The organism is Chitinophaga sp. LS1, from assembly GCF_034274695.1.
Classification (GTDB): domain Bacteria; phylum Bacteroidota; class Bacteroidia; order Chitinophagales; family Chitinophagaceae; genus Chitinophaga.
Map to the genome: position 1 here is coordinate 3727952 of NZ_CP128362.1, position 20365 is coordinate 3748316.

Annotated in this window: 19 protein-coding genes; 11 read left to right on the forward strand and 8 right to left on the reverse strand. The window is 43.8% G+C overall.

Annotated elements, in window-relative coordinates; genetic code table 11:
• The first annotated feature begins 42 nt into the window (after nt 1–42).
• The 5 genes from QQL36_RS15440 to QQL36_RS15460 all read left to right on the forward strand — a co-directional run bounded on the left by QQL36_RS15440 (nt 43) and on the right by QQL36_RS15460 (nt 5941).
• On the forward strand, nt 43–486 hold the full coding sequence (locus QQL36_RS15440; RefSeq protein WP_083720388.1) for a hypothetical protein: 444 nt from the start codon (nt 43–45) through the stop codon (nt 484–486).
• Between the two features lie 23 nt (nt 487–509).
• Nucleotides 510–1892, forward strand: coding sequence for a DUF5458 family protein (locus QQL36_RS15445; protein ID WP_321570188.1), 1383 nt, complete (start codon nt 510–512; stop codon nt 1890–1892).
• A gap of 129 nt (nt 1893–2021) precedes the next feature.
• On the forward strand, nt 2022–2891 hold the full coding sequence (locus QQL36_RS15450) for a hypothetical protein (protein ID WP_321570189.1): 870 nt from the start codon (nt 2022–2024) through the stop codon (nt 2889–2891).
• Nucleotides 2892–2932: 41 nt separating this feature from the next.
• Nucleotides 2933–3919: a lytic transglycosylase domain-containing protein gene (locus QQL36_RS15455; RefSeq protein WP_179090965.1), complete on the forward strand. Its 987-nt coding sequence runs from the start codon at nt 2933–2935 to the stop codon at nt 3917–3919.
• Nucleotides 3920–4081: 162 nt separating this feature from the next.
• Nucleotides 4082–5941 (forward strand): RDD family protein, encoded by a 1860-nt coding sequence (locus QQL36_RS15460; RefSeq protein WP_321570190.1) that lies wholly within the window; start codon nt 4082–4084, stop codon nt 5939–5941.
• 22 nt (nt 5942–5963) lie between these two features.
• On the opposite strand, the gene QQL36_RS15465 is transcribed toward QQL36_RS15460, so the two are convergent.
• The 3 genes from QQL36_RS15465 to QQL36_RS15475 form a co-directional block, all read right to left on the reverse strand.
• Nucleotides 5964–7796, reverse strand: a complete 1833-nt coding sequence (locus tag QQL36_RS15465; protein WP_321570191.1) for a hypothetical protein — start codon at nt 7794–7796, stop codon at nt 5964–5966.
• A 72-nt stretch (nt 7797–7868) separates the two neighbouring features.
• Nucleotides 7869–8300 (reverse strand): GPW/gp25 family protein, encoded by a 432-nt coding sequence (locus QQL36_RS15470; RefSeq protein WP_083720382.1) that lies wholly within the window; start codon nt 8298–8300, stop codon nt 7869–7871.
• A gap of 29 nt (nt 8301–8329) precedes the next feature.
• Nucleotides 8330–9394 (reverse strand): PKD domain-containing protein, encoded by a 1065-nt coding sequence (locus QQL36_RS15475; RefSeq protein WP_083720381.1) that lies wholly within the window; start codon nt 9392–9394, stop codon nt 8330–8332.
• 164 nt (nt 9395–9558) lie between these two features.
• Between QQL36_RS15475 and QQL36_RS15480 the strand changes: the two genes are divergently transcribed.
• From QQL36_RS15480 to tssD, 5 genes are all read left to right on the forward strand, one after another.
• Nucleotides 9559–10515 carry a type VI secretion system baseplate subunit TssG gene (locus QQL36_RS15480; RefSeq protein ID WP_321570192.1) on the forward strand — a complete coding sequence of 319 codons (957 nt, stop codon included), beginning with the start codon at nt 9559–9561 and terminating at the stop codon, nt 10513–10515.
• A 119-nt stretch (nt 10516–10634) separates the two neighbouring features.
• A complete protein-coding gene (locus QQL36_RS15485) occupies nt 10635–11489 on the forward strand; it encodes a TssN family type VI secretion system protein (protein WP_083720379.1) in 855 nt (284 codons plus the stop codon).
• Nucleotides 11490–11514: 25 nt separating this feature from the next.
• Nucleotides 11515–12690 carry a hypothetical protein gene (locus QQL36_RS15490; RefSeq protein ID WP_321570193.1) on the forward strand — a complete coding sequence of 392 codons (1176 nt, stop codon included), beginning with the start codon at nt 11515–11517 and terminating at the stop codon, nt 12688–12690.
• Between the two features lie 29 nt (nt 12691–12719).
• Nucleotides 12720–13232, forward strand: coding sequence for a type VI secretion system TssO (gene tssO, locus QQL36_RS15495; protein WP_321570194.1), 513 nt, complete (start codon nt 12720–12722; stop codon nt 13230–13232).
• 178 nt (nt 13233–13410) lie between these two features.
• Nucleotides 13411–13800 (forward strand): type VI secretion system tube protein TssD, encoded by a 390-nt coding sequence (gene tssD / locus QQL36_RS15500; protein WP_083720376.1) that lies wholly within the window; start codon nt 13411–13413, stop codon nt 13798–13800.
• 169 nt (nt 13801–13969) lie between these two features.
• Here tssD and QQL36_RS15505 read toward each other — a convergent pair whose 3' ends face one another.
• Entirely contained in the window at nt 13970–14704 is a 735-nt protein-coding gene (locus QQL36_RS15505) for a GntR family transcriptional regulator (protein WP_083720375.1), read from the reverse strand.
• 41 nt (nt 14705–14745) lie between these two features.
• Between QQL36_RS15505 and QQL36_RS15510 the strand changes: the two genes are divergently transcribed.
• Nucleotides 14746–16017, forward strand: a complete 1272-nt coding sequence (locus QQL36_RS15510; RefSeq protein WP_321570195.1) for a hypothetical protein — start codon at nt 14746–14748, stop codon at nt 16015–16017.
• A gap of 265 nt (nt 16018–16282) precedes the next feature.
• On the opposite strand, the gene QQL36_RS15515 is transcribed toward QQL36_RS15510, so the two are convergent.
• The 4 genes from QQL36_RS15515 to QQL36_RS15530 all read right to left on the reverse strand — a co-directional run bounded on the left by QQL36_RS15515 (nt 16283) and on the right by QQL36_RS15530 (nt 20331).
• Nucleotides 16283–16813, reverse strand: a complete 531-nt coding sequence (locus QQL36_RS15515) for a YceI family protein (RefSeq protein ID WP_083720373.1) — start codon at nt 16811–16813, stop codon at nt 16283–16285.
• Nucleotides 16814–16965: 152 nt separating this feature from the next.
• On the reverse strand, nt 16966–17910 hold the full coding sequence (coaA, locus tag QQL36_RS15520; protein WP_083720372.1) for a type I pantothenate kinase: 945 nt from the start codon (nt 17908–17910) through the stop codon (nt 16966–16968).
• A gap of 47 nt (nt 17911–17957) precedes the next feature.
• Nucleotides 17958–19316, reverse strand: a complete 1359-nt coding sequence (locus tag QQL36_RS15525) for an NAD-dependent succinate-semialdehyde dehydrogenase (RefSeq protein WP_321570196.1) — start codon at nt 19314–19316, stop codon at nt 17958–17960.
• A gap of 28 nt (nt 19317–19344) precedes the next feature.
• Complete coding sequence (locus QQL36_RS15530; protein ID WP_321570197.1) at nt 19345–20331, reverse strand: AraC family transcriptional regulator; 987 nt, start codon at nt 20329–20331, stop codon at nt 19345–19347.
• Nucleotides 20332–20365 lie beyond the last annotated feature (34 nt).

Consider the following 20365-nt stretch of genomic DNA (forward strand, 5'->3'; position numbering starts at 1 on the left):
TGTAGAACCATAGCGCATTTATTGTAGTAAAAACCATTTATTATGAATGATAATTACGGAATTGGCGGCACCGAGGTGAAGCTCGACGCCAATGAGGCCATTGTTGAAATCTCCCATAACCGGACCCTGTTTGCTGAAAAGTTGACCCAGCAAACCCCTGTTAAACCGGAGATAGTACAGGGATTAACTTCTGTAGAAGATGTGTTTGAGCATTATAAACCTACTGTCAACATGCTCTATCATGATGCCGACGGCCGTACCATCCCCGAAAACCTGGAATTCCATAACCTGGGTGACTTTGGCGTGAAAGGTATTACTGCCCAGAGCAAATTCCTGAACGACCTCTCTACTGAAAAAGAACAGTACCTCAGGATCATGAAACACCTGAAAACAAACAAGATCCTGAAAGCTGCACTGGCAGATCCTGCAGCCAGAGAAGCCCTGCTGGGTTCCATCAGAGAGCTGCTGGCAGATCTGAAAAAGTAGTTCGTACCAATTAATTCTTACCCATGACAGAATTACAAAAACAACAGGGGGGACAGCAGGAAGAAAAACTGCAAACCGCGCCCGGACAAAAACAATCCGCATCACTACAGGAAAATCTCGATATACTGGCCAAATACGGCGGATTTGATCTGCTGGAAGGCACCATCGAAGGCGTACAAAACCTCAATCCCGAACGTAAAGCCCGCCGCAATATCTTCCTGACCGAAAGCTCCAAAAAAGGAGAAAGAGACTACCTGAAAAAAACACTGGAACTCTGGGAAAAAGTGCTCACCGAAGCTCAGGACCTCCCGGATATGGTAACTTACTGTACTGAACATTCCGAACAGGCAGGCAACGTACTGACCCATAACCTGGCCGAAGCTGTAGAAGCGACCAAAGAACTGGAAACTTCTTACCGCAACGTCGCCCTGTTCTTTAAAAATACTGAGTCTGACAAAGTGAAAAACATCTCCTTCATCAACGTGGAGGCCGATCAGATAAAAGACTTAGATAATACCCGCTTCATTGACGCCATTCAGCAGGAACTGATTGCTAACTACGATCGTCTCGATCTGCGTGATAACTACAGTTTACTGATCCTGCCTGGTTACCTGGGTTCCAACAAGGTGCTGGAAAAATGGGCGAAGATCGCCTATGAAAACAAAGCCATGCTGGTCACAGACTTCTCTCACCTGGATGCTCCGGATGACGTAATGGAAATGTTTGAACTGGCTAACCTGACCGGTGGCGAAATCCATCGTTCCAATGTGATCATGACTGCCAACTGGCTCGTAGGCCGTGGTAAATTCGACGAGATCAATGAGCAGGACAACCTATACGTTCCACCTTCCGGCGCACTGGCAGGTAAAATATATAAAACCCTCATGTCGCAGGTCACTGCCGGTAAGAAATTCGGCGGTATCAACGAAGTAGATGGTGTGAAGTTCGAACTGAAGAAAAGTGAAATTGCCAGCCTTGAAAAAATGGGCCTCATCCCAATGGTAAAGGAATACGGCAAGGTCATGGCCTTCAGTGCAAAGACATTGTTCAATGGAGATAATATCGGTTTACAAACCTACTCCGTCGTTCGTGTATTTGACTACGTAACCAAAGTACTGATGGACTTCCTGAACCGTCGTGCATTTGAAAACTTCAATGCCAATACCCGCAAAGACCTGATGAAACAGATCATCCGCTTCCTGGATAGCATCACAGGTCCGGATAAACTGATCGAAGATTTCAACATCCGCCGTTTCGAACAGGATCCTTTACAAAAAGACCGTATTCACCTCGATATACACCTGAAACCATACTTCCCTGCCAAGAACTTCCTGATCAAAATGGATGGTCACAAAGGGGAAGATGCGAATGAATGGAATACTGAATATGAGCAGGACAAAGCATAAAATGGCCACCCGCGATTCAACTTATTGATGATAAACAAACTGTAGTTCCCCCTCCTGGAGGGGGAGCCTGTTTTTTAAGCCGGGAGCAGTTTTGTGTAAACATAAAATCAAAAGCAAGGAAAAAGTCAGATGAAGCATTTGCTATTAGGCGTATTCTGTTGTTGCTTTTTGTCATGGAGCAATGCTTCAGGACAAGCGCAGCCAGACAGTATTATCACGACGAAAGGCGCCGTCACCCTTATTACCTGTGGGTCTTCCATCAGTACCTTTCAAATCGGAGATGGAAAAAATTCAGATTACGACTATCGCATCGTAGATGGGAATGTCGTATTTATCCGGCCGGTAGTGGCAAACCCACGCCCGACCAATCTGGTGATCAGGGAGGGAGACAATATTTTTTATATGATCCTGGCCTACCGGGAAAAGGTAGAACTGTCTAAACTGAAGTACAACCTGTCAGGCGGTGCTTCGGCAAAGATACCTACGGTTGGGGCAGGCGCCGGAGGAGGTACTTCAACAGCCGCTACCACTGCGGAATCCGCAGCTGATAATAACACACCACTGCCGGATGTCGATACCGTAACAGTGGGCAACATCGCAGCAGACTTTATGAAACAACGAAAGGTGCAGCGTCAGTATGAAACCACTTCGGAAGATATTACTGTCACGTTTTCGCAGGCGATGAGTCTGAACAATCTGATGTATTTGTGTTTCAGAATAAAGAACCAGGGTGGTACACCTTACCAGGTAGAGAAAGTAACGATCATGCATAAAGTGCATACCGATACGACCACCCTACATCATTTGCCAGTTGCCTACAGAAAAGGTCCTTCCTTTTTTGGGGGCAGAGATGAAGAAAACGTGGTGTTTGTAACACCTGCACCTGTGCTGAAGAGGTCCGATGAACTCATCTTCATCATGTACAATGCAGCGACAAAGAACCAGATCGTTTTGTATGTACCGATGAGCGGTTTGCCAAAATATATGATCACTAAATGATCCGACGTTATCTCCATATAATCCTTGTTTGTACCTTTTGTATGATCACAAAAGTACTGTCTGCACAGCAGGTAGCCTTTTGTGGCGAGTCTGTGCCCATGGAGCGGGATTTTGTAAATTACAGACTGATGGATGTGATAAAGGGCCACCTCCGTCACCGTAATTTTCTGCCAGCGCTGAAAGCCCGGTCAGAACAGTATTTTCCGCTCATTGTACCCATCTTACAGCAATACCATATACCGGAAGATTTTAAATATTTACCTGTGGTGGAAAGTGGCTTTACCAATGCTACCTCCGTCGTAGGTGCACAGGGTATCTGGCAGCTGATGCCGGCTACCGCTACTACTTTGGGACTGGACGTAAGTAATTCAAATGATGAGCGGAATGAGCTGCTGAAATCAACACATGCAGCCTGTAAATACCTCGTACAATTATACAATCAGTTACACTCCTGGACACTGGCCGCTGCTGCTTACAACTGTGGCGCTGGCAATATCTCGCGCAATATCCGCAAGCAGGGTAGCAACGATTATTATCAGCTAATGCTGAACAGCGAAACGGCACAGTACATTTATAAGATCATTGCGATCAAGCAACTGTTCGAATATCCTGAAGTGTACATCCCTGAATTTGGATACAATGTATTCAACAAAACAACGGTGAATGCCTCTGTTTTTAATTCAGGACCTTCGGTAGAGTCAGATAAACGATTCAGAAGTATCAAAATCAATATCGGCGGTAAGTCAGAAAAAGCAGCTATCACGACACTGGCTGCTAAGATGCAGAGCAGTACAAGCTTTGAAGATGGGCAGCTGGTAAGTATATTGTTGTTGGATGACCTGCAGGCGAATGGCGTCTATATCCGAAAGCAAACAAAACTGTCGGGGAGGGGCTGGTTGGTGAGTAACCGTATCTATGTAGATCTTGGTTTTGGTAATGTGGTGGTATTGTGCGATGCAGGAGGGAAGAAAGGTGTTTCACCCGAAACGCTTAAAGCAGGAGGAGAAGTCCGCCTACAGAAAATATAATTTGCTTCAATAAAAATGGTGGCGTCTCAAAACTTCGAGACGCCACCATTTTTATTGGGGTACCTAATGGAGAGAATTTTTGTACATGCAATTCTCATGGCCTTCCTGTTATTTATAATGCATCCCCGTTTATTAGAATGCAATTTTAAATCATGCCTGCCAATGATTAAGATTGTAGAATGCCGGGAAATAAAATCAGATAATTACAGGCCGGCAAGGAGCTTCCCCTGTCCACATATACTAAATGATATGCACCCTTTAAAGACGCTGTTTTGGCTACGATTCGCTTCGTTCATAATGGATATGGCCTTTATTTATTGCCTGAGCATTCTACTGCAGCCTGTTATCTGGAAATTTACTTTTATTGCCTTCAGCGACATGCTTGCTGTAGTTTTTGCAATTTACTATACAGTTTCCTATATTTTATTTGCAGGGCAGACACCTGCTAAGTTACTTACAGGATTGCAGGTAAAGCAAAAAGATAGGAGTGGGCTGACCCTGAAAATTATTCTAGTAAGAGAAGTGCTTTTAAAAGGTATCTGTGGACTATTGATCCCATTATTCCTGGTGAAACAATTCGTTCCTTGCTGGTCTGTTTTCTACACAGTAGGCGTCTCTTTCATCGTATTGTGTGTAACAGTGATGACTATTGTGCTGTTTAAAAGAACATGGTGGGAACTGTTGTCAGGCACGCTTACCATACAGCTAAACAGGAACCGCCGCAAATCCAGAATATTCCTGTATGCGATGACGCTGGTGACCATCAGTGCCATTGCAGTGATGACCTATCCGTTATTCTCAGGAAAAGAGAAGCTGATGAATAGTTTCTCTTCCAGATATCCTGTAACCAAAGAAACAGAGAGGTATGCGAGTTTCATAAAATCAAACGGGGAGGATCCAGTTGATTACATCTTTCACCTTTTCGAAAAAAACGATATTGTTGTTATATCTGAACGTTTACATCCGGAGTATACCCAGTATGACCTGATCTTCCGGATTGTGAATGACGAGCGGTTTGCAAAGGAAGTAGGAAATATCTTTACCGAATGTGGATCGGTGAGTTTTCAGGATACATTGACCTCCTACCTGCATACATCTTTTAGAACTGAAGATGAGCTGGACAGCAGCACAGCGTTGCTACAGCGGAACAGCAATGCAATATGGCCCATCTGGAGTAACAGTAACCTGTTCGACTTTTTCAAAACGGTGAACAAATTGAACGTTAGGTTGCCAGACAGCGCAAAGATCAACTGGTACTTTACGGGCCCTCCGGTGGATTGGCAAACGATGACACATGAGAAATATCTCAGGGGATACAACAATTTGCTGTATGACAGTATAATGGCAGGAAATATTATCAGCAGGTATAAAACTACTATCGCAGGGCATAAGAGACATAAGGCACTGATAATTATGAATAGCCGTCACGGCTACGGCCTGCCAGTGGGCAAGAGGAAGGAAAAGTTCTCCAGCGTATACCTTGGTACTACTGGTTTTCTTATGCAAAATCTGCCAAAGCAGGTGGCCAATGTGATGATCAATACGGTATCTCTCAAATATGCTTCTTTGTTGTCGCCAATACAGAATGGCAAGTGGGACAAGGCTTTTGAAGCGGCAGGAAATCCGGATGTAGGTTTCGATTTTGCAGGCAGCCCTTTGGGGAATGATAATTTTGATGCAGGTTTCATCCAGCCACGTTCCATTAATTACTCAGACGTGTTCACCGGTTTTATTTTTTACAAACCACTGGAAAACCATATTACAAAGGATGGTTTTCCTTATATGTTTAACAACTTTGAAGATACTATTATTAAGCGGGCAGGCTATGTCAGTGAAGCACATACAGAGATGATCAGGCGCAGAATTGCCCGATATCAACAGGATCCCCAAGATCCGGTTGATATCGGGCCGGCAAAATATGCCATCTTATACAATATTGTGAATGTGATAGTAACGCCAATACTTTTACTGATATGTCTGTTAATTGGGGTGATATTTTTTATACGGCTGCCTCAAAAGTAAATGAGACAGCCGGATTTTGTAATTACATCAAAACGTCATTCATGAAAATTCTATACGGATAATTATTCGTCCCATTCTCTTTCAATTGCTGCAACATCTCATCTTTCATATACAACAAACTTCCTTCTGCATATAAATTCGCTGGTTTAGATAAAGTGATTTTTATATCCAGCGTTCTGCTATATCCTTCTGAAGCACCGGGTTTTACAGACACCCCCTTCACAATGCTCACCTCTCTCAGCTCTTTCCCCATCACATACCTGACCAGTGCTTTGATATCTTCAGGTGTCACAATCCTATTCCTTGTAAGCAAATGATAGCGATACAGGTTAATCTTTTCATCAATACTCAGGCGATCTTTCCCACCCTGCGTATTCGACAGCATACTGATAGAATTCGGCTGTAACTGCACACTACCATATTCCTGCAACTTGCTACCCATACGGATATTATTCGCGGTACTACCATTAGTCGTGTAAAACTCTAAAAACAAATAATCCGCATTCTCCTTTGGCTTGATCATCAGGTAAGGAATATTCCCCCTGTTGCTGGTAGGCTGTAATTGTTCTTCCAGAGATGCGATCAACTGATGCAGTTCCCGCATTCTACTTGCCACATAGTCATTCCGCACTTCTTCAAAGAGCGAACTTTCATCCCTGATCACTTCAATCAGGTAAGCAATGATCTCTTTTGCCTCACGGGAATCGAACCGGCCAATACCACTGCTCCTGATCACCAGTTCGCCTTCCTGCATCTCACCGCTGGTCGTAAAGTTACGCACATGGTAATCTGTGCCTGCCACATCATACACACGTTTCACATCAAAGTAAATATCGTTGGTATGCAGCGGCATAATATTCAGGTACTTGTTCAGTCGCTGTGATTGTTCATTCAGCTTTTTGTTAATGACCGGGAAGCTGTTGATATTACAGAACAGGTCTTCCAGCAGGGAATGACGAATGGTTTCAGGGAATTCAATCCTGATCCACACGATCTCCTGTTGCAATCTGCTGCTACCCTGGCCAAACACATGATGCAGGGCAGGAGGGAAAGGCATGGCTGCCGGTAATGGTTCAGTGCTGGTGACCGTCAGAAAATGCTGTTTGAATCGTTGTAATACCTGTTGACTATACCTGGTATTGGTATCGAAGGCAGGTTCCATAATGGCTTCCAGGTCTTCCTGAGCGGCGCTTTTGCTATGAAAATAGCCGCTTTTTACCTGCAAAGGCGTTTCACCTATATAAAATTTGGCCAGTGGCAGGTAATGATAAAACATTTCCTGCAGGTGTACGTTTCGCAGATCAAAGAAAAAAGAGAGCCCTTCTGCCGAGGTTACGGCTCCTTCCATACTCAGACCCAACCAAAGATGATTAGGCGGCGTATCGGCCTGTAAATTGCCTTGAAGGACCTGTTCTTTGAACCAATGGTCCCTTGTCTCAAACAGTTTACCGCCAATCACGCTATATTTTACCTGTCCACGGAACAGGCGATGATGTGCCAGGGGCATAAAAAAGAGGTCCTGGCTATTAAAGCCGTTCCTCAGGGAATAGAAAAACTGGTGATCGGGTGTGAGCGCTGCCGTCCGCTCATTGCAGCTGGCATGCAGAATACCATAGGCAGGTTGGCTGCTGGTGATCGGTTCCGGCATCATGATCTGGGCCAGTCGTTCTACCAATCGGGCATGAGATACTTCTGCTTCACCTGATATTTTTTCCAGTTCACTGGCACAGGCTTCCAGCAATAACTGTACAATGGGATCAAAGGAGGTTTCTACCTCTGCATCAGGGTATCCCCACAGCCTGGCGGCCGTTTTCAGCATCCGGTCTTTGATTCGTTCTTTTTGCTCTTTAGCCAAAGGTTAAGGGTTTAAGTGATTTAATTCCGAAGCAATCTGCCTCCACGCCGGAGGCGCACCCCCTGAATTTTTTTAATCATATGACAATGGACTTACGTAAAAGAAACTACTATAATTGAAATCAGTCTTGTTCCTTGCCAACACCCCCGTTACTGTCACCCGTATCTTCTTCTTCACTTTTTTAGAAGTCATCCCCATCACTTCCTCCTGACTGATTTGCGCCACTACTCTCGTCTGTGTCAATCGTTTCTCATATCTGTTGATAGAAGCTCTTATTGACAGTTCCACCTGTTCCTTCACTTCATTGTTCGAAGCCCTGATATCGAAATCGTTGTCCCACAACTGACAACCATACTGGGGATCGTCTTTGTTCTCCCCCAGTACAGTTGTGATTAACAACTGAATATGCTGTGCTACCGATTCTTCGAGATTCACATCGGGCAGATCCTGCTTTTGCAAAATTCTGGAAAAATCCATGGGTAGTTTATAATACTGCTGTTTCATTTTTCAATCATTAAAGAGAAAATCAATCATTAAAAAATGCCTAAGAATTTCCTGTCATATCGTACACGTATTTCCTTCACACAACCGTTTTGATCTTTGATCAGGTTCACGAGTTCAATCTTAAATCGTTTCTTACCACGGATACGTGAGCAGAAATGACTGAAAGCATCAGTATCCTTATCATTCAGCAATACCCTTGCATTCAGATTATCGCAGAGGTATGGAGAGAAGTCACTGGCACTCTTTTGTTTATCCACCACCTGGCTCAGCATGAACTTAAATTCATCGTCTGATACGGAAGGCACCTTAGGTTTCTCAGGTACCGCTGGTTGCGGAGTAGGCTCTGGCACCTTGTTATCTTCAGGGAACGGCATGGGTTTAAAGTCTTCCACCTTGTGATTGCTTTGAGCAGGGAACACCATGATATGTTTGGTCACCATCTTGCTGCTATCGCCATTGATAATGAGAGACAAAATGCGTTCGCCGGGAGAGGAGAATGTATAAGTAACAGCGCGGCCGTTATGCACTTCAGCACCTCTTTGCAACAGTTGCCACTGCCATGTGCGGGCATTGCCTGTACTATTTGTAAACGTAGCAGGACGGCCTGCCAGCACTTCTTCCGGACCATCGATAGTGGGATAGAGGTCGGCCGCCGGTGCAGGGGTATTATCTGCTAAAGCATTGATAATAATTACTTCCTGGTGCCAGGTACACTTGCTATGTGTGAGGGTCACCATATAAGTGCCGGCTTTTGTAAATGCATGGTATACCTGCAAGCCACTGGTAGTGGCTGTAGAATCACCAAAATCCCAGGTGAGCCCGCTGTTGCTGCCTCCGTTTGTAGCAGCTTTAAAGGTGATCACTTCTCCGGTACTAAAAGAAGTGTGTTTCCCTGCATTGTTCCGGCTTGCAAGCTCAATACTTATCTGGCTGCAATCTTCACGGCCGGTAGCCTGGAAGGCCAGTATAATGATACTGATGCCCAGTAATGCAAGGAATGTGTACAGTACCATTGGGTCGATATGGTTTGTTATCTTGCTGAATGGTCTATACGTAGTAACTTTTCGCTCATTAGCGGACTTTCTTGGGGTCATAGGTTTCTCGTATTTCTGCAATTTTAAATATTTTTTTAGATAAATTAATAAACTAACTACATTCGTAGTTGAAATTTTAACATTTGAATCCGTGAAATCTGATGATATTTGTTAGTATGTAACCCTGAAAAATAAGAGATCAAGAAAAACCTAAATTAACCCGTATGGTAAATAATACCCAAAAAGCCGCGGTGCTGGAAGAAGTGATCGACCATATCAGCAAATTGCATTATGATGTACGTGCCGAAGTAATAGTGGGAGAGTTACTGGATAATCATGTGCGTGCCGAAGAAATTGCTGTACAGAATCAAAACGTTTTTGTACGGTCTTTCAATAAAGATATCTTAAATGCTCAACTGGATGATTCGCAACCTTATCATCCATTCATTTCGCTTACTCTCTCCCGTGATGGACTGTACGATCGTTTGCCAGAGGGTATCTTCCACCAGTTCACGCCGCAGCAGCAACAGCGCTCTGTGAGAGAAATGGTGCTTAACTACAAGCGTCAGCAAAAAGAACAACAGGAAGCCAGAAAGTTTTTTCGTCCCCTTGAAAATGAATTCTTCCTGCAAAGAGTTTTTCTTGAACAGAAAGAAAAGCATTTACTCTTCGATGCGTTTGGAAAAGATGCAGATGAACTGTTTCTTTCCTTCTGGGGCATACGGTCTGATTTGCCAAAACCGGCCCTGAAAAAATTGGTAAAATTGTTGCCATATATCTACCGCATAGCAGGTAATCTGCCTTTGGTACAATTGTACTTGCAGGCCATTCTGGATGAGCCTGTAAAAATTGTACAGGAAGATACGCCAACTGCTGTAGAGACAGGTAGTCAGGTACCTTTAGGTGATTCAAGATTAGGATTGGATGCGATGACAGGCGATCTCTTTTATACAGATATGCCTGTATGGAAAATTACCATTGGCCCCCTTCAACAGCACAGGGTACACGACTTCCTCCCGTGGCAGCCTTATGGCCGTCTATTGGAGACCTGTTTTAGTTTCCTGGTGCCAGCTGATGTAGATGTTGAGACCATCCTGGAACCTCACCCCGATGAGAAGAAAGTCTTTATGGCTGATACTCAGGAAAAAGAGGGTTTGGGAGGATACAATTTTTACCTGTAGGCATTAAATGGAACTATTTTTGCATGTAATATACCCTTATGGTTTGATTCCGGGCCCAGCGGAGTATTCCAGCCCCAGATTCATCCAACAGGTTTAACCCTTTCCGAGGAAATAAGACTATGATACTAAAAGCTAAGATCTACATTGTACTGGCGGCATTCATGGCTATCGGCTCCCTGATAGTGGGTCTGCTGAGCCGTTATATTAAAAACTTTTCCCTATATAAGAAAAAGGCACTCTGGTACCTGGCTATCATGGTATTGGTATTTGCTGTCATCAGCTCTATTCCGTTCCTCTTTACACACCAGAATTCTATGAGCCAGTATGTCTTCTACGAAGTATGGTTCCTGGGTTTAGGCGTAGTACATTGTAACCTCATGTATACCCGTTTCTGGGGTAGTGAAGATGCGTTTGGTTCAGAGCTGGCATTCATCGTGGCTATCTGGTTATTTGGTGGGATCGGGTTCATTCTCATTCAGCATCTTTTTGCGAAAGGAGAGTTTTCTTTCTACCCGCTGCTTACCTGTATGTTCGCATTCGCACTGCCTACATTTGTGTACAAGACATTCGAAAAGATGATGGCCATTCCTGCCAAAATTTTCAAGTGGTGGCAATATCCTGCTTACCAGGAATTGCCCGAAGTAAATGAAGATGATATGCGCGACCTGATCGTAATTGGTTTCGAACTGGAGAAGAAAGTAACAGATCATGACCGCACCTACTTCCGTGCACGTACACCTATCAAAATGGACCTGGGCGATCTCTTCTATCATTTCATCAATGACTATAATGACCGTTATCCCAATACGCCGATTGACGTAGTGGATGCAAACGGACAACCATATGGCTGGGTATTTCACCTCAAATCAGGTTGGCTGGGTACAGCTAAAACCCTCGATCCTGACAAAGCTGTATTCATGAATGGCATGCGTGAAAACAGTGTCATTATTTGTAACAGAATTATTATCAATTAATCCCTACATTTTAAATTATTCATCCATGGCAGAACCGCTTAAATATTTTCCCGTCAACTGGGTTGATGGTATGAAGATAAAGAAGCAGCATTTCGTTGAAACAGAAAACGCAATGCTGGATCAGATAAGGGATGCTATTTCCAGCGGCTTGCATGCGCAGAACTACGGATTGCTGCCTGCAAAAGCAGAAAGTAAAGAATCATTACGTTGCTGGTTTGTAATCGATAACCAACAACAATGGAGAGTGAAACTCACCGAATGTCGTGCCGTTACCCCAGGTGGCGCGAGAATTGAAATTCCTGAACACACTGTACACTCGCTGAAATACGCTACTACTTTTCCTGAAGCTACATTTAACTGGGATCCACAGCATACAGAAAATGCTTACTATATTCTCATTCAGGTAAACCCCTTCAATCGTCAGCCAAGCGGAGAGCCCTTGCTGCATGAAGACCCACCACGGTTACCGTATGCCACACCAGAATATCATTTGTATGTAACACCTGCATCTCAGTTACCACAAGGACAGTTAGGCAGTTATCAGATGGTACTGGGTCGTATCAACATCGTAGATGGACGGCCGCAGATAGATGATGATTATATACCACCATGTACTATGGTGTATGCGCATCCTGCACTGGCAGACCTGCACCAGGAGCTGGATCAGTTCCTCGGTCAGCTGGAACTATATGGTGTGCACATCGTACAGAAAGTATATGCACGTAATCAGAACAATGATCTGGCGCAGGTAGTATTGTACATCACAGAAAGATTAGTACAATACCTGGGCACACGTATCTCACAGTTCCGTTGGTTAGGTATTTATCAAACACCTGCAGCAATGCTGGAAGTGATAGCTGGACTGGCACGTACCATGAAGAATGCGATCGATCAGCGTGCAAGTGCAGGTAAAGAAGAATTGCTGAATTACTTTTCAGAATGGTGTGAACTGAAGCAGGGTGAGTTGGAAACGCTGATGGTAAATTGTGCAAACATTCGTTACAAACACATAGATGTAAGAGAATGTCTGCAACCTATGATCCCTTTTGTACGTGCGATCAATAAGTTGTTCGAGAGCCTGAGCAGACTGGATTACATCGGTCGTAAGATGGACAGTGGCATCTTCGTAAAAGAAGAGTCAGCAGAGGATGCAGAATATTTACGTAAGCATAAAACCAGGAAATGGTTTTTTACAGATTGATCATAATTTTCAACTCAATTTAATATCACATGCGTGTACTGAACAAGCAGGAAAGATTATCCGCTTTTTTATGGTTCCTGTTATTTTTTATCGTTACAGTAGGTCTGTTTGTCCTGGCCATATTTTTCAACTTCCAGGTGCCAAGCCGTGAGAATGCAGAGCTGCGCAAAGAGCTGGCTACATTCCGCCAGGAGCAGGCATTTCAGGGAGAATTTCTGGGTAAGCTCGAGAGAGTAAGGAACAATTTAGACTCCATCAATCTGCCAAACCAGAATGCAAATTATATGGATCAGGTTATTGCACAGGATCTGGTAAGCATGCGTAACTATATACCTAAGGATGCGGTAACGCATTATGGCTTGTATGCAAACATCATACAGAACTGTCTTTTGTTGCAACAAAGTAAGCAGCAATTGCGTGGATTATCGAATGCACAACAGAGTATTGCGGAGCTGAAAGAGAAGATCAATGATCTGAACAAAGAGTTGGAAAATGCAAGGAGCGAGCTGGATTACAATAGGCAGTTAATGAGAAGCAGGTAATGGTTTTATACATATCATTACTGATAAATGATTAAAAATATAATTTGTTAAAGTGGTGTTTTAGGGACTGTTTGGCTTGGCTATACGGGGAATTATTTTTAATTTTAAGCATCATAATTATATAAATAAATAGCCCTTAATTGTTAATTCTTTATTGTAAACCTTAAACATTTAACCCATGTCATTCAAATCCGTGTTTGAAGTAGCAGGAAAACAGTTGGTTGTTAAACACTGTAGCTACGACCTCACCCAAGAAGTAGATGCAACTGGTCGCCCTTCAGCAATTACCCGTGGTGGCCGCATCCGTTTAATCGTTGAATCTAATGGCGACACTGATCTGTTCGAGTGGATGGTGAACAACTTCGAAAGGAAGGATGGTACTATCACTTTCTACAAGAGAGATTCAGATGCAAAGTTGAAATCGCTAAACTTCAAGGAAGGTTATCTGGTAAAGTTTGAAGAAACTTTTGATTCAGATAATCAAAACCCGATGACGGTTGCATTCACTATCTCAGCCCGTGAAATTGCCATGGGTAACGCATCCCATATTAATGAATGGGTAAAGTAGTGGTATGATTTGCTAAATGAAAATTATGCCTTTTAAGGAGCCCCTCTGCTGGCGCAGGGGGGCTTTATATTTTTATTGAAATTGCAGTTAGCTTAAACAATTTCCTCTTCAACAAAAAAGAACTTTCCATCAGTAAAAAATGCTATTTCCCTTGCTGCCGCAGTCCAACCTACTCCCGCCGGCTTTCAACAGTATATACAAAACTATCCGGTCTATAATAACCTACATTATATTCAATCGGTAAATCATCCTTATCATACACAAATCTCCTTCTAAACAAAACCGGACTTCCCGCATCAATCTCTAATTTCGCTGCCACAAATTTATCCGCTGCTCTTGCACTCACTTCCTCTTTTGACAATGTTGCCACTACGCCATAATCCTTATCCAGGATATCATACAACTGCCTCTTAAAATCCTCTTCTCCTGTCAACCCTATCCCTGGATGAAACCATGAAATAAAATAAACAAACGGCCCCTCCGGCGTTCCTCTCAATCGCTCTAATTTCAGGATCTTCTGATTAGCAGGAATACCAAAAAATGCCACCGCATCATTATCTGGCAACACCCACGTTACATGCAATTCAAAATTCCGCACCTTTAAGCCCCTTGCCTGCATCTCCTGCGTAAAGCTGATCCAGTTCTTCGCCTTAGAGCTGATCTTCTCCAAATCCGCCACTTTAGTACCTACACCTTTCTTTCTCACCAGCAATCCCTCGTACACCAGTTTATTTAACGCCTGCCGCAACGTAGACCTCGATATCGCCAATTGCTTCGCCAACTCTACCTCATTCGGCAAAAACTGCCCGCCCGCATACTTCGGGTCCCTGATCATATTGCGCAATAACTGCTCCGCCTGTAAGTGTAAAGGAACTGGATTCTGATGATCAATACTTATTTCCATCTGCCAAAATTAATCATTATGTTTGTATGTATATACATACTATGAGAAAAAAGGTCTTCTTCTTCGCTCTTATCATGCTTGCAGTGCTATCATCCGGCGCTCAAAACAAACAACTGGCCAATAAAATACTGGCAGATCACCGCCTCGATACTATTCAGGCACGGGCTTTACGACTACTCACAGGTTTCACCGCCGGCACCTCCTATGGCGAAGTCTGGATCAGGGATTTCAACACCTTTATCAACGGCTCTCTCGCCGTTCATGACAAAGAAAAGGTGAAAGAAATGCTCCTCCTCTTCTTCAGCATGCAGGGCAAAGATGGCAATATCGTAGACGGCATGATCTCCAAACAAAAAGCACAGGCAGGCTATGATTATATCTATTCTGACCTCGCCCCGGAATGGGCCGCCCACAAAAATACAGTGGAAACAGATCAGGAATCCTCTTTGGTACAGGCAGTATACAAATACATCAAACATACCAATGATACAAGCATCCTCCACATCGTCATCGATCACCAAACCGTGCTACAGCGCCTGGATGCGGCATTGCAATATGTACACAAAGCCCGCTGGTCAGCTAAATATAACCTTGTCACCGGTGCTACTACTATTGACTGGGGAGATGTACAACCTGAAAAAGGATGGGGTGTGGTGATCAATGACCATACAAAGTGGTCTATTGATATCTATGACAATGCGATGTACGCTATTGCACTCAAAGAATACGCGGAGTTATCAAAAAACAGATCCTACCTCACCCAATACAACCAACTCAAAACCAACGTTCGCAAATACCTCTGGCAATCTGGTGCTGGTAAGTATCTGCCACATCTCTACCTCAATGGTAGCCCTTTCTCTCCTGATTTCAAAGAAGATGAAATCATCTATACGGGTGGTTCTGCCTGCGCAATCCTCGCTGGTTTCCACTCTCCGAAAGAGATCGCCGGCATTAATGAGCAAATGCTCATGGCTGCTACTAAAGAGAAATATGCCACCATTGGCATCACCGTCTACCCGCCTTATCCTGAAAAGGAGTTTCCAAATATGAAACCTTATGTGTATCAGAATGCTGGCGACTGGACCTGGTTTGGTGGTAGAATGGTACAAGCCCTCATTGAGCATGGTTTTGCCAAGGAAGCTTACGATGAACTCAGCCCGATGCTGGACCGTGCCCTTAGCCACCATGGCTTCTATGAATGGTATGATGTACAGACTGGCGAGCCAAAAGGTTCGGGGGATTTCAGGGGAGAGGCAGGGGTATTATATGATGCAATTACTATCCTTAAGAATTGGGCAAAGCAGCAAAAGTAATCTGGTGGCTACGCTGCTAAAGACCAGCCCAACCATCAAAAATAATTTGCTTTCTTGTTTATATGTCTATATGTTTATACATATCGGATTTTTCCTCCTCGCTGCTGGCTTGTAGCAATCTACCTGCTCAGAAAAAAGAATTCACCTCGATATACTAATTCAATCAAAAAAGAGATACCACCCTTATACGGCCGGTATCTCTTTTTTCGAACTACCATTACCAACTGGAGAAATCACTAAAGCCCCCCAGCTGTTTTGAAAAAAATTAATTCACCGGAACATTCACCTCCATCTTAATAATGTCATCCACCTTACCACCCGGTGTACCCACTCCAAAATCACTCCTGTTCACATCAAACTTCCCTGCGAAAGTTCCACCACTACCCGCTTTCACAAAAGTAAATGGAATAGAAAACGGCTTCTTTACACCATGCATGGTCAACTCACCTTTCGCTACATACCCACTACCTGATTTCGTAATCTCTGTAGAAGTGAATGTAATGGTCGGATATTTTTTCGCATCCAACCACTTATCACCCTTCGCATGTGTATTCTTCAAACCATTACCGGTATTGATACTAGACACATCAATAGTCACATCAAATTTAGAAGTATTCAGATGTTGCTCGTCAAATACAACCTTTCCTTTCAAATCTTTAAAAATACCATTGGCGCCAGCAGCAGAAAACTTTACAGCATAACCAGCAGCGATCTTATAATCTGGTCCGGAGAGAACCGTAAACGCTGATGCTACCAAAATAATCAGGGCAGTAACAGGAAGGAGGATTTTTTTCATTGTGCTTGAATATTTACCCTAAAAGTATGCAAAAAAGGCTCCAACAAAAATGGCTTTGCCATCAGGCAAAGCCGTTCAAAATATTCTTTTAAGACAATTTTCAATACTGCTGCGAAAAGCATCCCCAACAATTAAAAAACAGCCTGCAAATTTTAAGTCTTTCTTAACTTCAACGACTGTACAAAATGATGATTTCCCTTCTCCAATATCAAACTCGCCCTAAACCTTGTCGGTAATATATTCTGCACCAGATTCGGCTTATTGATCTCATTCCATATCTTCCTCGCTATCTCCTCTGACTCCGCATCTGTCAAATGTGCATATCTGTGAAAATAAGACTCAGGATTCGCAAACGCCGTCGTCCTCAATGACTTAAACCGCTCTATATACCACTGCTCCAAATCCTTATCCTCCGCATCTACAAAAATAGAAAAGTCAAAAAAGTCCGATACGAATATACTCGGCTCCGGTGACCCCAATGGCCTCGGCCTCACCTGCAACACATTCACTCCCTCTACAATCACAATATCCGGCGATTCTACCCACTGCATTTCATTCGCCAGCACATCATACTCCAAATGACTATACAGCGGCGCAGCCACCTTCTCTTTCCCCGATTTTAGATTCGCCAGAAACTGTACAAGCCTCCTTATATCATAACTCTCCGGAAACCCCTTTCTATTCATAATTCCTCTCTGTTCCAATACCCTGTTCGGATATAGAAACCCATCTGTCGTTACCAACGCTACTCTCGGATGATTGGGAAACGCAGCCAACAACCATTGCAATACACGCGCTGTCGTACTCTTTCCAACCGCCACACTTCCTGCAATCCCAATAATATAAGGCACTTTAGTCACCTTCCTTCCCAAAAAGGTATTCGTTGTTGCATGCAGTTCCTGCGCAGCTGTTACGAACAGATTTAACAATCGTGACAGCGGCACGTAGATTTGTGTAACCTCTTCCTTTGTTAGCGGCTCATTTAACCCATGTAGCTTATCCAGATCTTTGATCAGGTGTTCCATGAGTTCATCACTTTTATTTGCCCATTCTTCACGGGCAATCGTGATATAGGGAGCGTAGTTATTCCGTGTCATTTAGTTTAGATCTGTTGCCTGTTTATCGATTCCGTTGTTTCAGGGTGCTAAGCTATGTAAACCGTTTTAACATTCAAAAATTCATGTGTGCCTTCCAGGGAAAGTTCCCTGCCATATCCCGACTGTTTTACGCCCCCAAAGGGCAGACGGGCATCTGAACGCACCATAGCATTAATAAATACATTGCCGCTATCGATCTGTACAGCCAGTTTTCTCGCTTTATCAAGATCGCTGGTCCAGAGAGAAGACCCCAGCCCATAGGGCGTCTGGTTCGCCAGCGCAACAGCATGTTGCTCATTATCAGCCTGAATAATAACAGCCAGTGGGCCGAATGTTTCTTCGTCAAAAGCTGTCATGCCTGGTTTTACACCGCTGAGCAGGGTAGGAGCGAAGTTCGCACCCGAACGCTGCCCACCTGTAATCAGTTTCGCACCCTGTTCTATGCTCTGATGTAACTGATGTCCTAACTCCGTTGCCAGATCCGGACGGGCCATTGGCCCCATGTCAATTTTCTGCAAGGTAGGATCTCCCTGGCTCATTTGCTGTATGAGTGTGGTCACCTGTTCTGTAAATGCCTCAACTATTGCCTGGTCTACAATCCAGCGCTTTGCCGCGATGCAGGACTGACCAGCGTTCTGAAAACGGGCTTTTACAGCTGTACGTGCTGCCTCTTCCAGATTCGCATCTTTCAACACGATGAAGGGATCGCTGCCCCCCAGTTCCAACACCGTCTTTTTAATATATTTTCCTGCCAGCCCTGCTACGCTCTGACCAGCAGCAGTACTACCGGTGAGGGTCACACCCTGTACACGATCATCGGCAATCAGCGGTTCTATATGTTTAGAATTCACCAGCACGGTTTGAAATACGCCTTCCCGGAAGCCAGCTTCTAAAAATACCTGCTCCATGGCCAGTGCACAGCCGCTTACATTGCTGGCATGCTTGAGTATACCTGCATTGCCGGCAAGAATATTAGGAATGGCAAAGCGGAACACCTGCCAGTAAGGGAAATTCCACGGCATAATAGCGAGAATTATTCCTTTCGGCTCATATGCCACATAGCTCTGCTGCCCATCAGATTTGATGATTTTTGAGGCCAGCATGCTACCAATATTTTGCACATAATATTCAGCAGATGTAGCGCATTTTAATACTTCAGCTTTTGCTTCTTTTAGTGTTTTCCCCATTTCCCGGGTGATGATCGCAGCGTGTTCATCGGCTTTCTCTTTCAACAGATCCGCGAGCTTTTGCATCCATGCACAACGCTGCTCCAGCGAAGTCTGCTTCATAGCCTGGTATGCCTGATGACCTTTAACAAGTTTTTCTTCCAGTTCTGATGGTGTGTGCGCTGCATATTCAGCAATGGTTTCCTGTGTATATGGGTTAATACTCTTAAAGGTACTCATGTGAATGAAGTTTTGATAAAAGTAAGGATTATAATTGCTTGAACTGATCAGGAGCGCAATTATAATACCGTGTAAAACTATTCACAAATGCAGCTACATGACTATACCCTGTTTCATCTGCTACCAGCTGCAAATCGATCTCCGGCAATGTTAATAATACCGCTGCTTTTTCCAGTCGCCATAAGATGACGAATGCATCTACACTGGTGCCATATAAATGTTTGAATCCATATTGTAGTTTCTCCGCAGAGATATCAAACAACTCACACAATTCTGAAATTTGCACACCAATTGTATTCGCTTTGATATATGCTTTCGCACTATCAATACTATTGATATCTTCATTCGTCAATGGCTGATATTCCAATGGAGGATATTGTAACTGTGCAAAGAAATGCACTAACAATAATTCACATTGTTTGCTGATATACCTGCTACGTGCATATTCATTACACCCCAGTGGATTGCGTATCTGTTCAAGGAGCATCGAAGCATATGCATCCAGCGCTACAGGTGCTGCATTAATTACACCACCAAGTGGATTCGCAGCTTTAGCAGGTAGGATGGCTTGTTCAATAAATGCACGCTCCGCAAATAATGGTAGTTGTGCTTCACCGAATTCAATGTTTAAAAAACAATGCGTACCCGGATGTATAGACACTGCTTTTTCTTCATGCGTTACATAAAATAAATTCAGATCTCCCTGTCGTACATGCTCTGGTATTCCGCCACGCATGCCAGAATGCACATTGAGCGAAGAAAGCGTAACAGCCAGATGCAAACCCGGATGATCTACATGAGGATGAATATCTATAACCTGGGAAGTGATCACGTGGTGTTGCCAGACCCGAAAAGGTGTTGCTTCCAGCAATTGCTTAAATACAAATACGCGGGCATTGCCGTATACCGTTCTTCTTGCATGGGGAACGATATAGGAATGCATAATTTCGGGGACATTCTCTACCTGGACGAAGTCGGCGAAAATTTGTTGTTCTGCCTGTCTGATTAAATTCATATCAGATATAAGTCGATTGACTAAAGCGATTGGT

Excerpts from the sequence above, each read along its gene's own strand:
- QQL36_RS15445 (WP_321570188.1), top strand. The coding sequence starts at position 510 with ATGACAGAATTACAAAAACAACAGGGGGGACAGCAGGAAGAAAAACTG.
- QQL36_RS15475 (WP_083720381.1), bottom strand. The coding sequence starts at position 9,394 with ATGACCCCAAGAAAGTCCGCTAATGAGCGAAAAGTTACTACGTATAGA.
- QQL36_RS15450 (WP_321570189.1), top strand. The coding sequence starts at position 2,022 with ATGAAGCATTTGCTATTAGGCGTATTCTGTTGTTGCTTTTTGTCATGG.
- QQL36_RS15505 (WP_083720375.1), bottom strand. The coding sequence starts at position 14,704 with ATGGAAATAAGTATTGATCATCAGAATCCAGTTCCTTTACACTTACAG.
- tssO (WP_321570194.1), top strand. The coding sequence starts at position 12,720 with ATGCGTGTACTGAACAAGCAGGAAAGATTATCCGCTTTTTTATGGTTC.
- QQL36_RS15530 (WP_321570197.1), bottom strand. The coding sequence starts at position 20,331 with ATGAATTTAATCAGACAGGCAGAACAACAAATTTTCGCCGACTTCGTC.
- coaA (WP_083720372.1), bottom strand. The coding sequence starts at position 17,910 with ATGACACGGAATAACTACGCTCCCTATATCACGATTGCCCGTGAAGAA.
- QQL36_RS15440 (WP_083720388.1), top strand. The coding sequence starts at position 43 with ATGAATGATAATTACGGAATTGGCGGCACCGAGGTGAAGCTCGACGCC.
- QQL36_RS15515 (WP_083720373.1), bottom strand. The coding sequence starts at position 16,813 with ATGAAAAAAATCCTCCTTCCTGTTACTGCCCTGATTATTTTGGTAGCA.
- QQL36_RS15525 (WP_321570196.1), bottom strand. The coding sequence starts at position 19,316 with ATGAGTACCTTTAAGAGTATTAACCCATATACACAGGAAACCATTGCT.
- tssD (WP_083720376.1), top strand. The coding sequence starts at position 13,411 with ATGTCATTCAAATCCGTGTTTGAAGTAGCAGGAAAACAGTTGGTTGTT.
- QQL36_RS15470 (WP_083720382.1), bottom strand. The coding sequence starts at position 8,300 with ATGAAACAGCAGTATTATAAACTACCCATGGATTTTTCCAGAATTTTG.
- QQL36_RS15460 (WP_321570190.1), top strand. The coding sequence starts at position 4,082 with ATGATTAAGATTGTAGAATGCCGGGAAATAAAATCAGATAATTACAGG.
- QQL36_RS15455 (WP_179090965.1), top strand. The coding sequence starts at position 2,933 with ATGATCACAAAAGTACTGTCTGCACAGCAGGTAGCCTTTTGTGGCGAG.
- QQL36_RS15485 (WP_083720379.1), top strand. The coding sequence starts at position 10,635 with ATGATACTAAAAGCTAAGATCTACATTGTACTGGCGGCATTCATGGCT.
- QQL36_RS15510 (WP_321570195.1), top strand. The coding sequence starts at position 14,746 with ATGAGAAAAAAGGTCTTCTTCTTCGCTCTTATCATGCTTGCAGTGCTA.
- QQL36_RS15490 (WP_321570193.1), top strand. The coding sequence starts at position 11,515 with ATGGCAGAACCGCTTAAATATTTTCCCGTCAACTGGGTTGATGGTATG.
- QQL36_RS15480 (WP_321570192.1), top strand. The coding sequence starts at position 9,559 with ATGGTAAATAATACCCAAAAAGCCGCGGTGCTGGAAGAAGTGATCGAC.